At 70.4% G+C, this 14,522-nt stretch carries 14 protein-coding genes; 5 read left to right on the top strand and 9 right to left on the bottom strand.

Features of this window, described 5'->3' with window-relative positions; all coding sequences use genetic code 11:
* Positions 1-264 precede the first annotated feature (264 nt).
* The 4 genes from VC184_RS04985 to VC184_RS04970 are packed head-to-tail and all read left to right on the top strand — an operon-like array spanning position 265 to position 2,892.
* Positions 265-921, top strand: a complete 657-nt coding sequence (locus VC184_RS04985) for a hypothetical protein (RefSeq protein ID WP_274177572.1) — start codon at positions 265-267, stop codon at positions 919-921.
* Positions 918-1,217, top strand: coding sequence for a transcriptional regulator (locus tag VC184_RS04980; protein WP_274177571.1), 300 nt, complete (start codon positions 918-920; stop codon positions 1,215-1,217). The genes VC184_RS04985 and VC184_RS04980 overlap by 4 nt, the downstream gene beginning before the upstream one ends.
* The gene (locus VC184_RS04975) at positions 1,214-2,140 is read left to right on the top strand and encodes an ABC transporter ATP-binding protein (RefSeq protein ID WP_274177570.1); all 927 of its coding nucleotides are present in this window, start codon (positions 1,214-1,216) and stop codon (positions 2,138-2,140) included. Before VC184_RS04980 ends, VC184_RS04975 begins: the two co-directional genes overlap by 4 nt.
* Positions 2,140-2,892, top strand: a complete 753-nt coding sequence (locus tag VC184_RS04970; RefSeq protein ID WP_323987445.1) for an ABC transporter permease — start codon at positions 2,140-2,142, stop codon at positions 2,890-2,892. Before VC184_RS04975 ends, VC184_RS04970 begins: the two co-directional genes overlap by 1 nt.
* Before the next feature lie 31 nt (positions 2,893-2,923).
* On the opposite strand, the gene VC184_RS04965 is transcribed toward VC184_RS04970, so the two are convergent.
* Together VC184_RS04965 and VC184_RS04960 are read right to left on the bottom strand one after the other, a co-directional pair.
* Positions 2,924-4,504, bottom strand: coding sequence for a hypothetical protein (locus VC184_RS04965; protein ID WP_282502305.1), 1,581 nt, complete (start codon positions 4,502-4,504; stop codon positions 2,924-2,926).
* Positions 4,486-5,289 carry an ABC transporter ATP-binding protein gene (locus VC184_RS04960; RefSeq protein ID WP_240309665.1) on the bottom strand — a complete coding sequence of 268 codons (804 nt, stop codon included), beginning with the start codon at positions 5,287-5,289 and terminating at the stop codon, positions 4,486-4,488. Before VC184_RS04960 ends, VC184_RS04965 begins: the two co-directional genes overlap by 19 nt.
* Before the next feature lie 59 nt (positions 5,290-5,348).
* On the opposite strand from VC184_RS04960, the gene VC184_RS04955 reads away from it, so the two are divergent.
* A complete protein-coding gene (locus VC184_RS04955) occupies positions 5,349-6,473 on the top strand; it encodes an AAA family ATPase (protein WP_323987444.1) in 1,125 nt (374 codons plus the stop codon).
* A 108-nt stretch (positions 6,474-6,581) separates the two neighbouring features.
* On the opposite strand, the gene pheT is transcribed toward VC184_RS04955, so the two are convergent.
* From pheT to VC184_RS04920, 7 genes are all read right to left on the bottom strand, one after another.
* The gene (gene pheT / locus VC184_RS04950; protein WP_282502303.1) at positions 6,582-9,089 is read right to left on the bottom strand and encodes a phenylalanine--tRNA ligase subunit beta; all 2,508 of its coding nucleotides are present in this window, start codon (positions 9,087-9,089) and stop codon (positions 6,582-6,584) included.
* The gene (pheS, locus tag VC184_RS04945; protein ID WP_094261998.1) at positions 9,089-10,129 is read right to left on the bottom strand and encodes a phenylalanine--tRNA ligase subunit alpha; all 1,041 of its coding nucleotides are present in this window, start codon (positions 10,127-10,129) and stop codon (positions 9,089-9,091) included. Before pheS ends, pheT begins: the two co-directional genes overlap by 1 nt.
* Before the next feature lie 70 nt (positions 10,130-10,199).
* Positions 10,200-11,129: an amino acid ABC transporter permease gene (locus VC184_RS04940; protein ID WP_323987443.1), complete on the bottom strand. Its 930-nt coding sequence runs from the start codon at positions 11,127-11,129 to the stop codon at positions 10,200-10,202.
* The gene (locus VC184_RS04935) at positions 11,126-11,773 is read right to left on the bottom strand and encodes an amino acid ABC transporter permease (RefSeq protein ID WP_112613805.1); all 648 of its coding nucleotides are present in this window, start codon (positions 11,771-11,773) and stop codon (positions 11,126-11,128) included. The genes VC184_RS04940 and VC184_RS04935 overlap by 4 nt, the downstream gene beginning before the upstream one ends.
* A 70-nt stretch (positions 11,774-11,843) precedes the next feature.
* Positions 11,844-12,755: a glutamate ABC transporter substrate-binding protein gene (locus tag VC184_RS04930; RefSeq protein WP_323987442.1), complete on the bottom strand. Its 912-nt coding sequence runs from the start codon at positions 12,753-12,755 to the stop codon at positions 11,844-11,846.
* A gap of 56 nt (positions 12,756-12,811) precedes the next feature.
* Positions 12,812-13,603, bottom strand: a complete 792-nt coding sequence (locus tag VC184_RS04925; protein ID WP_112613801.1) for an amino acid ABC transporter ATP-binding protein — start codon at positions 13,601-13,603, stop codon at positions 12,812-12,814.
* A 113-nt stretch (positions 13,604-13,716) separates the two neighbouring features.
* Positions 13,717-14,514 (bottom strand): TrmH family RNA methyltransferase, encoded by a 798-nt coding sequence (locus VC184_RS04920; RefSeq protein ID WP_114587965.1) that lies wholly within the window; start codon positions 14,512-14,514, stop codon positions 13,717-13,719.
* Between the last annotated feature and the right edge of the window lie 8 nt (positions 14,515-14,522).

Here is a 14,522-nt window from a genome sequence, read left to right as displayed (position 1 = left end):
CACCTTATTGTCTGGGATGACGTCGCCTTCGCGGCGACGGGGACCGGCGGCGGCGACACCACGCGCTCGACCGCGGATGCGGGAGCGTGCAGGGTCGCCTAGCGTCGGCGGTCGCCCAGACGTCGGCGCGCGCGAAGCACCGAGACGGTGCGCTGCGGGGCCGAAGACATGCGCCGACAGTAGCGCTCCCTCGCGGCATCCGCCAAATCTCGAGCATCTCGACTTGAGTTGACCGCGCAAGGTTTGCAGTGCAAAGTGGTTTGCATGGAGCACGATTCGATGGATGACGAGCAGCAGGCCGACCCGGCGGCGATGCTCGCCCTCATGCAGGACCAGCGCCGGCGCACCGCGCACTGGGTCAACCGCAACTACGCGGTGATGCTCATCACCTGGGCGGCGGCGTGGATCGTCGGATTCGGAGCCATTTGGAGCGCGGCCGACGGCGGCGGCAACCCCTGGTTCCGCATTCCGACGACCCCCGCGTGGATCGTCTTCGGCACGGTGCTCATCGCCGGCATCGTCGTCTCCGCCGTCGCCGGCATCCGCTCCGGCGTGGGCGTGCGGGGACCGTCGCGCCTGGCCGGGGCCATGTACGGCTGGGCGTGGTCGCTGTCGATGTTCGGTGCCGGCCTCCTCATCGGCGCGGTGCAGCGCACCGGCGCGGATGCCGACGTCATGGCAGTGCTCTCCCCCGCGATCTTCGTCCTGCTGGTCGGCGTGCTCTACCTCGCCGGCGGGGCGCTGTGGCGCTCCCCCGTCCAGTACGCGCTCGGCATCGTCATGATCGCCACCGCGATCGTGGCGTCGTACGCGGGCACGCCGACCAACTACCTCGTGTACGCGACCGTCGGACCGCTCGCGATGCTCATCGTCGCGACCCTGATGCTGCGCGGCGTCATCCCGGCGGAAGGCAGCCGATGACCGAGCTCGACCCGGTGATCCACGCCCCGGCCCGCCTGCGCATCGTCACGGCGCTGAACGAGGCCCTCGCCGACGGCGACGAGGTGACCTTCCCCGTGCTGCAGAAGCTGCTCGGGATGACCGCCGGGAACCTCACCACGCACCTCGCGAAGCTCGAGGCGGCGGGCTACGTCGAGACCAGCAAGGCCTTCGCGGGCCGGAAGCCCGTGACCTACGTCGCGCTGACCCCCACCGGGCGAGCCGCGTTCCGCACGTACCGCACCCATCTGCTCGATCTCCTCGGAGGAGGATCATGACCGCCCTCATCAGCACCCGCGACCTCGTGAAGCGGTTCGGCGACGTCACCGCGCTGGCCGGAGTGACCCTTGACATCCACGCCGGCGAATGCGTCGGTCTGCTGGGGCCGAACGGCGCCGGCAAGACGACCCTCCTGTCGCTCGTCGAGGGCCTGCGAACCCCGACCAGCGGCGAGGTGCGCCTGTTCGGCGGCGACCCGCGCGACACGTCCTCGCGCGTGCGCCTCGGCTCGACCCCGCAGGCGACGGCGCTGCCCGACGCCCTGCGCGTGGGTGAGGTGCTCGATTTCGTCGCGGCGCACTTCCCGCATCCTTCTCCCCGCGCCCGCATCATCGAGGAGTTCGACCTCGGCCCGCTGCTGCGCCAGCAGTGCGGGGCGCTGTCGGGCGGGCAGCAGCGGCGTGTGGCCGTCGCGCTGGCCTTCGTCGGCGACCCCGATCTCGTGCTGCTCGACGAGCCCACGACCGGTCTCGACGTGGACGCCCGGCGCGCACTGTGGGATGCCGTCCGCGCCCGGCACGCCGCCGGATGCGCCGTCGTGGTCACGAGCCACCACCTCGAGGAGATCGAGCAGCTCGCTCACCGCGTCGTCGTCATCGACGACGGTGTCGTCCGCACCGATGACACGCTCGCGGCCGTCGTGTCGAGCGTCTCCCGACGCCGTGTCACCCTGCGCGGAGTCTCGGCGGACGACATCCGGCGCCTCGCCCCCGAGGCATCCGTCTCCACCGCGGACGACGCCGTGACGGCCGTCGTCGGCGACTCCGACGCTCTCGTCCGCTCACTCGTCGCCGCCGATCTGCCGTTCAGCGATCTCACGGTGCGCGGAGCGACGCTCGAAGAGGCGTTCCTCTCCCTGACCGCCACGTCCGCGCGCCCCGGCGCACCCGCACCCGCACCCACCACCGAGAAGGCCGCCTGATGTCCACGCTCTCGCTCACCCTGACCGCGACCAGATACAACCTCATCGAGACCGCGCGGGTTCCGATCGCGGTGATCGGGTCGGTCGTGTTCCCGACCCTCGCGTTCTGCCTGTTCGTGCTGCCCCAGGGCGCGGTCGTGGCGGATAGCAGCGTCGCCACCGCCGCCGTCTGCTCGATGGTCGTGTTCGCCTTCATGTCGTCGGGGCTGTTCTCGGTCGGGCTCGAGCTCGCCGAGCAACGCTCGAAGCCGTGGACGCCCTACCTGCGGACGCTCCCCGGCAGCCCGCTCGCCCGCATCGGGGCCCTGATCCTGGCGACCCTCGCGATCGCGACCGTGGCGATGGTGCCGCTGCTCGTGGTCGGAGGTGTCTTCACGAGCGCGCGGCCCGAACCGCTCCGGCTGCTCGCGGCCATCGTGCTCGTGATCGCGACGGCGCTTCCGCCGATGCTCATCGGTGCGATCATCGGTCTCACGACGGGCCCGAAGGCCGCCATCGCCGTCACGCAGGTGGCCCTGTTCCTGCTCGCCTTCGGCGGCGGCCTGTTCCTGCCCCCGCAGTTCTTCCCCGCCTGGCTCGACACCGCCTCGTCGATCCTGCCGATCCGTCAAGCCCGAGAGATCGTCGTCGGCGTCGCGACCGGTGCCGACGTGCCGCTCTGGGCGATCCTCGGCGTCGTCGCGTGGACGCTCGCGCTGGGCGCCCTCGTCGTGTGGCTGTACCGACGCGACGAGGGCCGCCGCTACCGCTGATCTCGGACGGGTCCGCGGGGCCGGACGTCGATCAGGTGGGGAACGACTTGATGCGCACGAGCAGGTCGGGACCGGTCCGCTCGATCGTGCGCCCACCGACGAGCACGCCGACGATCGCGACCACCGCGCCGAACACGACACCGGCGGCCAGCGCGATCCAGCCCCACATCGCGTCTCCCGTCACGGCGTTCACGACGGCGGGCACGATGGCCGGCAACGACAATGCGATCACCGCGGCCCATACGACGAAGACCAGCAGGCCCATGATGGAGTTCTGACCCGGGGTGCTCTTGAACGGGCTGTCGCCCGGTGCGGGCACCGGTGTGACGATGAGCGCCGACGACACCGCGCACGCGCCGTATCCGGCCAGCAGCACGCCGAGGGCCGCTCCCAGCACCGCGGGCAGGTGCGCCGCGTCGCCCGAGACCACCGCGGTGGCGACCGCGATGAGGCCGATCAGCGGAACTCCGACGCACGCGGCGCCGAGCAGGCGACCGAGACGGTCGGCACGGCCGGAGATGCCGGTGGCGAGGGTCGTGCCGAAGGCCGTGCCGTCGAAGGAGACATCGGCGTAGCCCACCGCGGCCATGACGAGCGCGGCGAGCACCGGCGAGATGAGGAACATGAAGCCGTCCGTCCCGCCGGTGAAGGCGAAGAGCACGGGGAACAGCGGGATGACGATGAGCTGCCGCAGGTACCGCGGATCACGCAGCCATCCCGAGAGCGATCGCGCCCACGTCGCACCGACACCACCGGTCGGCATCACGCCGAAGAGGCCGAGCTTTCCGGCAGCCACGGTGCGAGTCGCGCGCTGGCGCGGCGACGACACGGCCGTCTCGATGACGCGGTCCCACACGATCCACAGCACGACGACGGTCACGATGGCGATCACGGTGCTGGCGAGCGCGGGAAGCCACTGCCCCGCCGCCGCGCTCGGGGCGACCGACCAGGCGGCACCGAGCGGAGTCCAGGCGAGGATGCCGGCGGCCTGCTGCAATCGCGTCCACAGATCGCCACCGGCCTGATCGAGCAGCGCGGCGATGCCGGTGAGGATGGGACCGGTCATGATGAGCACGACCAGCACGACGGTGCCGATGATCTCGCGCGAGCGCCGGCCGCCCATGCCGCCCGAGAGCTCGCCCATCAGACGCGAGGCCAGCACACAGGTGAGAACGCCGAGCAGCACCGTCGGCACGGCGACGATGGCCGCGACCGGCCACCGCACCCACACGATCAGCGTCGCGAGGGCAGCGACCGTGGTGACGATGCCGGGGATGCCGGTGAGCCCGGCACCCGCGAGGGCGAGCATGACCTGACGGCGTGTCAGGGGGAACGGCGCCAGGCGCACGGCGTCGACCGTGCTGTCGAGCCCCGCGATGATGATCGGCCCCACGAGCCAGCCGAGAATCAGCAGAGAGCCGCCGAGGACCGCGACGACGGTCGCGGCCTCGAGGTTCTCGAACACCGACAGCGCGACGAACCCGACGACGAGCCCGCCGAGGATGCCGAGACCCCAGAGCGATCCGAGGATGAAGCCGACGAGCTGCCAGGGGCGACGGGCGAGCGTGTTCCCGAGAACGCGGTAACGCAGCTTCAGGACTGTCGCAACCACTGCGGTCCCTCCGACTGGTGGCGTCCGCCGACGAGCGAGACGAAACGGTCCTGCAGGCTCTCGCCGGCACGCACCTCGTCGATCGTGCCCGCGGCGAGCACGCGGCCTGCGGCGATGACGGCGACGTGGTCGCACATGCGCTGGACGAGGTCCATCGAGTGGCTCGAGACGATCACCGATCCGCCCGAGCTGGTGTAGCTGCGCAGGACGTCCTCGATGTTCGCGGCCGACACCGGGTCGACCGACTCGAAGGGCTCGTCGAGCACGAGCAGGCGCGGGGCGTGCACGAGAGCGCACGCGAGCGCGACCTTCTTGGTCATGCCCGCAGAGTAGTCGGCGACGATCGTCCCGGCTGCGCCGCGCAGGTCCATGAGGTCGAGCAGGTCCGACACGCGCGGTGCGATCTCGGGGCGCGGCAGCCCGAACATCATCGCGGTGTAGGTGATGAGCTGCTCCCCCGTCAGACGGTCGAAGAGCCGCACGCCGTCGGCGAGGTTGCCGATCGTGCGCTTGGCGGCCACCGGGTCGCGCCACACGTCGATCCCGTGGACGCGCGCGGTGCCGGCATCCGGGCGCAACAGCCCCGTGGCCATGGAGAGGCTCGTGGTCTTACCTGCGCCGTTCGGCCCGACGAGTCCGTAGAACGAGCCGGCCGGCACGACGAGGTCGATGCCGTCGACGGCGACCTTCTCACCGAACCTCTTGACCAGGCCGAGCAGTTCGAGGGCGGGGGCGGCACCGGCCGCCGGAGACGATGGGGTGACGCTGGCTGGGATCTCGCTCACGGCCCCGACACTATCGGGAACCGGAGGGCGGTGTCAGACGCAGATGCCAGAGTGAGGGGATGCTGCGCGCTCTGGCTGTATCGGGATACCGCTCGCTCCGCGACGTCGTCGTGCCGCTCGGCGACCTCACCGTCGTCACCGGCCCCAACGGCTCGGGCAAGTCGAACCTCTACCGCGCGTTGCGCCTGCTCGCCGCAGCGGCACGGGGCGACATCGTGGGCGCGCTGGCACGCGAAGGAGGGCTGCCGTCGGTCCTCTGGGCCGGGCCCGAGAACGGCGGAGATCAGGGAACGGTGCGCCGGGGACCCGTCGCGGTGCAGCTCGGCTACGCGTCCGACGAGCTGGGGTACCTCATCGATCTCGGCATCCCGCAGGGCGACCAGACCAGTCCGTTCGCCCGCGACCCCGAGATCAAACGCGAACAGGTGTTCGCCGGTGTCGTCGCCAAGCCGTCGACACTGCTCATCGACCGCACGCGGCAGCTCACCCGCGTGCGCGAGCACTCCTGGACGATGCTCGACCAGCAGCTGGCGCCGTACGAGAGCATCGTCACCGATCTCGCCGACGGCGACACCGCCCCCGAACTGCTGACCCTCCGCCGCGCGATGACCGCGTGGCGCTTCTACGACCACTTCCGCGTCGACCTCGACGCCCCCGCGCGTCAGCCACAGGTCGGCACCCGCAGCCACACCCTCGCGCACGACGGGGCGAATCTCGCCGCGGCCTGGGCGACGATCGTCGACGCCGGGCACGGCGACGCTCTGGCGCGTGCGGTCGACCAGGCGTTCCCGGGCAGCCGCGTGCGCGTCGTGACCTCCGACGGACTCTTCCGCCTGACGATCGAGCAGCCCGGCCTGCTGCGTCCGCTCGATGCGGCCGAGCTGTCGGACGGCACGCTGCGTTACCTGCTGCTGTGTGCCGCGCTGCTGCCGGCGCGACCCGCACCGCTCCTGGTGCTGAACGAGCCCGAGGCGAGCCTGCATCCCTCCCTCCTCGCACCGCTGGCCTCGCTCATCCGAGCGGCATCCGAGCGCACGCAGGTGCTCACGGTGTCGCATGCCGATGCGCTCGTCGACGCTCTGCCAGAACCGTCGCGCGTCGAACTCCAGCGATCGAACGCCGAGACGACGGTCCGCGGTCAGGGTCTGCTCGACGTTCCGGCCTGGAACTGGGGCTCGCGCTGAGCCCCTCTCGGTCGGCCGGCCGGTCACGGGAACGCGTCGGGCGCAGTTCCGGACGTGGAGCGCGCCCGTAACCGCGCGTGACGTCGGGAACTGCGCCCGGTACGCAGGTCAGTCGCGGATGACGGCGCCGAAACGCTCGGCCGCGACGGCGACGCCCGCGAGCTTGGCCTCGCTCGCCTCGGCCGCCGTGAGGGTGCGGTCGTCGGCGCGGAAGCGCAGCGCGAACGTCAGGCTCTTCGAGCCCTCGGGAACGCCGGCACCGCGGTAGTCGTCGACGAGACGGAGCGACTCGAGCAGCTGGCCCGCCCCCTCCGACAGCGCCGACGCGAGCGCACCCGCCGTCACGTCCGCAGGAACGACGAGCGAGACGTCCTGCGTGGCCGCCGGGTAGCCCGACAGCGACGCGACGACGACCCGCTCCCCCGCGCTCGCCAGAACGGCGTCGAGGTCGATCTCGGCGACGAGGACACGGCCCGACAGGTCGGCCGCAGCCGAGACCTCGGGATGCAGCTCCCCGGCGTAGCCGACCTCGACACCTCCGACCGTGAGCGCGGCGGCGCGACCCGGGTGCAGCGCGGCACGACGGGCCTGCGAGATCTCGATGTCGACGCCGGCCGCCGAACCGATCGCGGCGACAGCCGCAAACACGTCGCTGAGATCGGCCGCGACGGCGGCATGCCCCGGCGACTTGGGCGCCACGTTGCCGGCGACGAGCACCGCAACGTGACGCGGCTGCGGCGGGATCGACGCGTGGAGCTCCGCGAGCGTGGCGTCGTCGGGACGCGCGGCGAGCGGCGGCACCGTCGCGGTGCCGTACTGCGTGCCCGGCTCGGGGAGGAAGACGGCACCGACCTCGAAGAGGGCGAGATCGGTCAGTCCGCGCGAGACGTTGCGGTGCGCGACCTGCAGCAGGCCCGGTACGAGCGAGCGGCGCAGGTAGGGCGCCTGCCCGTCGAGCGGATTGGCGATCTTAACCGAGGGCACTTCCTCGCCCGAGGCCGAACCGTGGAGATCGTTGCTGTCTCGCGTCGTGAACGGGAACGACGGGGTCTCGACGAAGCCCGCGGCCGCGAGCGCGTTCGAAACGCGACGTCGCCCCTTCTGCGCATCCGTCAGACCGCGGCCGGAGGGAGCCGTCGGGAGGACCGACGGCACGCGGTCGAGGCCGTGGATGCGCGCGACCTCTTCGGCCAGCGTCCACTTGTCGGTGAGGTCGGGGCGCCACGACGGCGGGATGACCTCCCAACCGACATCCGTGTCGGTCACCTCGGCGCCGATCGTCTCGAGCGCCGAGACGACCTCGTCGTCGGTGTAGTCGATGCCGATGAGGCCTGCGACGAAGCCGCGCGGCAGATCGATCGCCTCGAGGAACACCTCGCCGAACAGCGCGCCACCGACCGGCTCGAGCGTGCCGCCGGCGAGCTCGACCATGAGGTCGGCGACGCGGCGGGCGGCCACGAACGGCAGCAGCGGGTCGACGCCGCGCTCGAAGCGCCGCGAGGCCTCGCTCGGCAGCTTGTGCCGACGAGCGGTGCGGGCGATCGTGACGGTGTCGAAGATCGCGGCCTCGATGAGCACGTTGCGCGTCGCATCCGTCATCTCGGTCGTGCCGCCGCCCATGACGCCGGCGAGGCCGATGGGGCCCGACTCGTCGGTGATGAGCAGGTCTTCGCCGTCGAGGGTGCGCTCCTTGCCGTCGAGCGTCGTGAGCTTCTCGCCCGCCGTCGCGCGACGCACCGTGATGCCACCGGTGAGCTTGTCGAGGTCGTAGCCGTGAATCGGGTTGCCGAGCTCGAGCATCACGTAGTTGGTGATGTCGATCAGGATGCCGAGCGAGCGGATGCCGGCGAGCGTGAGACGCGCGACCATCCACGGCGGCGTCGGCCGCGACGGGTCGACGCCCGAGACGACGCGCACCGCGAACTCGGTCGCACCGACGCGGCCGCGGATCGGCGCCTGGTCGTCGACCGCGACGTCGAAGCCCGTCGCGGGGTGCTCGAGCTCGTCGAACTCGCGGAGACCAGGGTCGCGGAATGCCGCGCCGGTCGCGTGCGAGTACTCGCGCGCGATGCCGCGCACCGACAGCGCGTAGCCGCGGTCGGGGGTGACGTTGACGTCGATCGCGGCGTCGTCGAGTCCGAGCAGCGCGATCGCGTCGGTGCCGACCTCCGGGTCGAGTCCGAGCTCGGTCAGACGCAGGATGCCCGAGTGCTCGTCGCCGAGGCCCAGCTCCTTCGCCGAGGCGATCATGCCGTCCGAGACGTGGCCGTACGTCTTGCGCGCCGCGATCGGGAACGGACCGGGCAGCACGGCGCCGGGAAGGGTCACGACGACCTTGTCACCCTCGAAGAAGTTGCCGGCGCCGCAGACGATGCCGCGCACGCCGCCGTTCGCCTCGCCGACATCGACCTGGCACCAGCGGATCGTCTTGCCGTTGGACTGCGGCTCGGGCTCGAACGAGACCACGCGGCCCACGACGATCGGACCGGTCAGGTCGAAACCGTGGACGTCCTCCTCCTCGAAGCCGACCGACACCAGCGCCGCGAGGATGTCCTCAGGCGCGGCATCCGCCGGTACCTCGACGTACTCACGCAACCACGACAGCGGAACGCGCATCAGACCACCATCCCGAACTGCTCGCTGAAACGCACATCGCCCTCGGCCATGTCGCGCATGTCCTTCACGTCGGAACGGAACATCAGCGTCCGCTCGATGCCCATGCCGAAGGCGAACCCGGAGTAGACCTCGGGATCGATGCCCGCGGCACGGAGCACGTTGGGGTTCACCATGCCGCATCCGCCCCACTCGATCCAGCGCGCTCCGCCGGCGAAGGTCGGGTGCCACAGGTCGAGCTCGGCGCTCGGCTCGGTGAACGGGAAGTAGTTGGTGCGGAAGCGCGTCTTCGCCTCGGGGCCGAACAGCTCGCGCGCCGCGTGGTCGAGGGTGCCCTTGAGGTGCGCCATCGTGATGCCCTTGTCGACGACGAGGCCCTCGAACTGCGTGAACACGGGGAGGTGGGTCGCGTCGTACTCGTCGGTGCGGAACACCCGGCCCGGCGAGAGGACGTAGATCGGGATGTCGCGCTCGAGCATCGACCGCATCTGCACGGGGCTCGTCTGCGTGCGCATGACGAGGTGCCGCGCGACCGGGTCGACGAAGAACGTGTCCTGCATCTGGCGCGCGGGATGGTCGACGTCGAAGTTCAACGAGTCGAAGTTGAACCACTCGTGCTCGAGCTCCGGCCCCTCGGCGATCTCCCAGCCCATCCCGACGAAGAGGTCGGCGACCTCCTCCTGCAGGAGCGAGATCGGATGCCGCGCCCCGACGCGTCCGCGCGGGGCGATGGCGGTGACGTCGAGCGCCTCGGCCTCGAGCTTCGCGGCCGTCTCGGCGGCGGCGAGCTCGCCCTCGCGGGCGGCGAGGGCCTGGGTGACACGGCCACGCGCCTGGCCTACGAGCTTGCCGAACTCGGCCTTCTTCTCGTTGGGCACCGACCGCAGCTGCGCGTTGAGGCGCGCGAGCGGCGACCCCTCGGCCGTGTGGGCGTTGCGGGCGGACTTCAGCTCGGCGGTGGAGGACGCGTCGGCGATGGCGGCGAGGGCCGCATCCACCGCCGCGGCGACCGCGTCAGGGGTGATCTCGGGTGCGTCGGACACGGGAGTCGAGTCTACCGGCGACGGGCCCCTCCGCTTTCGCGTGAGGGGCCCGTCGGGGTCGTGCTGTGCGTCAGGCTCCGCCCGAGCTGTTGGAGTCGTACTTGCCGATCCCCTTCTGCGTGGCGATGAGCTCGGTATCGGTCGTCGGCGCCACCGGGTGGTGCAGCGGGTCGACAGCAGCTGCGCCGCCGCCTGGGGTGCGCGGCGACCGCGAGAGGCGCTTCTCGAGGAAGCTGGCGAACCACGACAGCAGCAGGCACATCACGATGTAGATCGCGCCGATGACGATGCCCGCCTGGAGGATCGGGCGCCCCGGCTGGGAGGTCAGCTGCTTGGCGTAGTACAGCAGCTCGGGATAGGTGATGATGAAGCCGAGCGCGGTGTCCTTCAGCGTCACGACGAGCTGCGCGACGATGACGGGCAGCATGGCCCGAACCGCCTGCGGCAGCAGGACGAGGCGCATGACGCCGCTCTTGCGCAGACCGATCGCGTAGCCGGCCTCCTTCTGTCCGCGCGGCAGCGACTCGATGCCGGCGCGCAGGGCCTCCGCCAGCACGGAGCCGTTGTAGGCGACGAGGGCGATGACCACGGCCCAGTACGGCTCCATGCGGATGCCGAGCGTCGGCAGCCCGTAGTACATCAGCATCATGAAGATCAGCACCGGCACGGCCCGGAACGCCTCGATGACGACGCCGAAGGGAATCCGCACCCACGCATGATCCGACAGGCGGCCGATCGCGAGAACGAAGCCGAGCGCCAGGGCACCGACGGCCGCGAGCCCGAAGGCCGCGAGCGTGTTGCCAAGCGCCCTGAAGATGCCGAGCCACACGTTGCTGAACGTGAAGATGTACCACTTGTCGGCGGAGAACTGACCGCTCACCGCGAAGCGGAAGACCACGAATCCGATCGCCGCGGCGACCAGGAGGATGGTGACGATGCCGAGGATGCGGTTGCGCAGGATCGCGCGGGGCCCCGGGACGTCGTACAGGACGGAAGTCATCGCGCGATCCTCCACTTGTTCTCGAGTCGTCGCTGCACGGCACTGAGGACCAGCACCAGGGCGACGAAGACGACGGCGACCCAGAGCAGCACGGTCAGGGCGTTCTCGCCGCGCTCGCTCAGGTTCGCGCGGATGGCGCCGAGCTCGACCACGGAGAAGCCGGCAGCAACCGTGGTGTTCTTCAGCAGCGCGATGAAGACGCTCATCATCGGCGGCACGACCGACCGGAAGGCCTGCGGCATGACGACGAGCGTCATGACCTGGCCGAACGTGAGCCCGATCGCTCGGGCCGCCTCGGCCTGGCCGACCGGCACGGTGTTGATTCCCGCGCGGATGACCTCGGCGACGTAGGTCGCGGTATAGATACCCAGCGCCCAGACGCCGAGCACCGTGAAGCCGGGGTTCGGCAGGTCGAGCTGCGGGTAGCCGAACGCGAAGAAGAAGAAGACGAGCGTCAGCGGGGTGTTGCGGATGGTGTTGACGTAGACCGTGCCGAAGGCGCGCGCCACCGGAATCGGCGAGACGCGCATGGCGCCGATCAGGGTGCCGAGGACCAGGGCGATCGCTCCGCCGGCGAAGAACAGCAACAGGGTGTTGCCGAGAGCCTCGCCCCAGAGGTCGAGGTTGTCGGTGATGACGCCCACATCGTCTCCTTGGATGGTGCGGGGCGGGGACGCGTACGCCCCCGCCCCGTGGTCATGGTGTCAGTGCGACTCAGTACGCGTCGACCGCAGGCTGCTCGACCGTGATCCCGGACTGACCGAGGTTCTTGTCGAAGATGCCCTGCCACGCGTCGCCGCCGTCGGTGAGCAGCTCGTTGATGTGCGCGCGGAACGCATCGTCGCCCTTGCGCAGGCCCACGCCGTACTTCTCCTCGCTGAAGGGCTCGCCGACGACCTTGATCTCATCGGGGTACTGCGCCGCGTAACCGATCAGGATCGCCTGGTCGGTCGTGACGGCGTCGACGGTGCCGTTGATGAGCGCGTCGACGCATGCCGAGTAGAGGTCGAACTCCTCGGTGGGAACCTCGGGGTAGTTCGTCTTGATGTTCTGGATGGGCGTCGAACCGGTCGCCGAGCACACGCGCGTGTTCTCGTTGAGGTCGTCCTCGCTCGCGATGTCGCTGTCCGCGGCGACCAGCAGGCCCTGGCCCGTGATGAAGTACGGACCGGCGAAGTCGATCTGCTGCTTGCGCGCGTCGGTGATTGAGTAGGTGCCGACGTAGTAGTCGACGTCGCCGTTCACGATGGCCTGCTCACGGTTGGCCGACGCGATCGCCTTGAACTCGATCTTGTCCTCGTCGTAGCCGAGGGATGCCGCGATCCACCGTGCGATGTCGACGTCGAAGCCGCTGCGCTCGTTGGACGTCGCGTCGAGGAAGCCGAGACCGGGCTGGTCCTCCTTGACGCCGACGATCACCTTGTCGCGCGACTGGATCGCGTCGAACGTCGGGCTGCCCTCGAGCGAGACGTCGGAGGCGACCTCCCACAGGGCTTCGTTGCTGTCGCCGCCGTCACCGCCGGCGGCGCCGCCGGGCGAGGTGGGCGAGCCGCTGTTGCAGCCGGTCAGAGCGATCGCAGCGATGGCGACACCGGCGAAGGCGCCGGTGATTCGTGTCTTGCGCATGTGGTCCTCCTGGTTGGGGCTTCCGCGCCCGGTGCAGAGCGCGGAGGTCGGTGGTCTCAGTGGGTGATGAGCTTGGAGAGGAAGTCCTTGGCACGGTCGCTCCGGGGCGACGTGAAGAACTGCTCGGGAACGGCCTCTTCGACGATCTGGCCGTCGGCCATGAAGACGACGCGGTCGGCGGCCTTGCGGGCGAAGCCCATCTCGTGCGTGACGACGATCATCGTCATGCCGTCCTGCGCGAGGCCGACCATGACGTCGAGCACCTCGTTGATCATCTCGGGGTCGAGCGCGCTCGTGGGCTCGTCGAAGAGCATCACCTTCGGCTTCATCGCCAGCGCGCGGGCGATCGCGACGCGCTGCTGCTGCCCGCCCGACAGTTGCGCCGGCAGCTTGTCGGCCTGGTGCCCCACGCCGACTCGGTCGAGCAGCTCACGGGCGAGCTTCTCGGCCTCGGCCTTCTTCATGCCCTTGACCTTGATCGGACCGAGCGTGACGTTCTCGAGGATCGTCAGGTGGGCGAAGAGGTTGAACGACTGGAAGACCATCCCCACGTCGGCGCGGAGCGCCGCGAGAGCCTTGCCCTCGGACGGCAGCTTCTCGCCGTCGATCGTGATCGTGCCCTCGCTGATGGTCTCGAGGCGGTTGATCGTGCGGCAGAGGGTCGACTTACCCGAGCCCGAGGGACCGATGACGACAACGACCTCGCCGCGGTTGACGGTCAGGTCGATGTCCTTCAGAGCCTGGAACGAGCCGTAGTGCTTCTGCACGCCCTCGATCACCACGAGCGGGTCGCCGCGGCGCACCGAGATGTTCGACGTCGGGGGCGCCGGGTTTTCGGGAGTCGTCATAAGAGATCACATTAAGAGCACTCCCCCGCCCTGGACCCCGCGGAACGCACCGAGTCACCGATCTGTAACAGAATCGGAATACACGGCGCATCCGGCTGGCGTCGTCGACGGGTTCAGCCGGCGCGCTGGGCGAACGCGGTCTCGTAGAGGCACACGCTCGCGGCGGTCGCCAGGTTGAGCGACTCGGCGGCGCCGTAGATCGGCAGCCGCAGCGCGAGGTCGGCCTGGGCCAGGGCCTCGTCGGCCAGGCCGCGCGCCTCGTTGCCGAAGAGCCACGCCGTGGGCTCCGCGAGCGTCGCACGGTGGTCGAGGAACTCCTCGCCCTTGACGTCCGCGGCGACGACTCGCAGTCCCGCCTCGTGCGCCCGCGCCACGGCGGCGTCGAGCTCGACACCGAGCACGATCGGCAGGTGGAACAGCGACCCGGTGGTCGAGCGCACCACCTTGGGGTTGTAGGGATCGACGGTGCGACCCGTCAAGACGACGGCATCCGCACCGGCGGCATCCGCGGCTCGGATGATGGTGCCGAGGTTGCCGGGGTCGCGCACCTCTTCGCAGATCGCGACGAGGCGGGGACCGGCGGCGAAGATGTCACGCAGCGACGACGGCGACTGACGCGCGACGGCGACGATGCCCTGGGGCGTGACGGTGTCGGCCATCGCCTCGAGCACGGCCTCGCTCGCCGAGACGACGGCGACGCCGGCCTTCTCGGCGTTCGCAGCCAGTTCGGGATGCCGCTCGATCGCGCCAGGTGTCGCGAAGACCTCGACCAGGGTGTCGGGACGGTACGCGAGCGCCTCCCGCGCGGCCTGCGGACCCTCGAGCAGGAACAGACCGGTCTCCTGACGCGCGCTGCGCTTGGTCAGCTTGGCGACGGCGCGAACGCGGGGCGAGCGGGGGTTCTCGAGCACGTTTTCAG

This window comes from Microbacterium plantarum (genome assembly GCF_035231185.1).
GTDB lineage: Bacteria > Actinomycetota > Actinomycetes > Actinomycetales > Microbacteriaceae > Microbacterium > Microbacterium plantarum.
This window is presented reverse-complemented; position numbering and strand designations above follow the sequence as displayed.

What these genes read in the sequence shown, in the direction of transcription:
- VC184_RS04985 (WP_274177572.1), top strand. Translation starts at nt 265, where the DNA reads ATGGAGCACGATTCGATGGATGACGAGCAGCAGGCCGACCCGGCGGCG.
- VC184_RS04975 (WP_274177570.1), top strand. Translation starts at nt 1,214, where the DNA reads ATGACCGCCCTCATCAGCACCCGCGACCTCGTGAAGCGGTTCGGCGAC.
- VC184_RS04930 (WP_323987442.1), bottom strand. Translation starts at nt 12,755, where the DNA reads ATGCGCAAGACACGAATCACCGGCGCCTTCGCCGGTGTCGCCATCGCT.
- VC184_RS04980 (WP_274177571.1), top strand. Translation starts at nt 918, where the DNA reads ATGACCGAGCTCGACCCGGTGATCCACGCCCCGGCCCGCCTGCGCATC.
- VC184_RS04925 (WP_112613801.1), bottom strand. Translation starts at nt 13,603, where the DNA reads ATGACGACTCCCGAAAACCCGGCGCCCCCGACGTCGAACATCTCGGTG.
- VC184_RS04970 (WP_323987445.1), top strand. Translation starts at nt 2,140, where the DNA reads ATGTCCACGCTCTCGCTCACCCTGACCGCGACCAGATACAACCTCATC.
- VC184_RS04940 (WP_323987443.1), bottom strand. Translation starts at nt 11,129, where the DNA reads ATGACTTCCGTCCTGTACGACGTCCCGGGGCCCCGCGCGATCCTGCGC.
- VC184_RS04955 (WP_323987444.1), top strand. Translation starts at nt 5,349, where the DNA reads ATGCTGCGCGCTCTGGCTGTATCGGGATACCGCTCGCTCCGCGACGTC.
- pheT (WP_282502303.1), bottom strand. Translation starts at nt 9,089, where the DNA reads ATGCGCGTTCCGCTGTCGTGGTTGCGTGAGTACGTCGAGGTACCGGCG.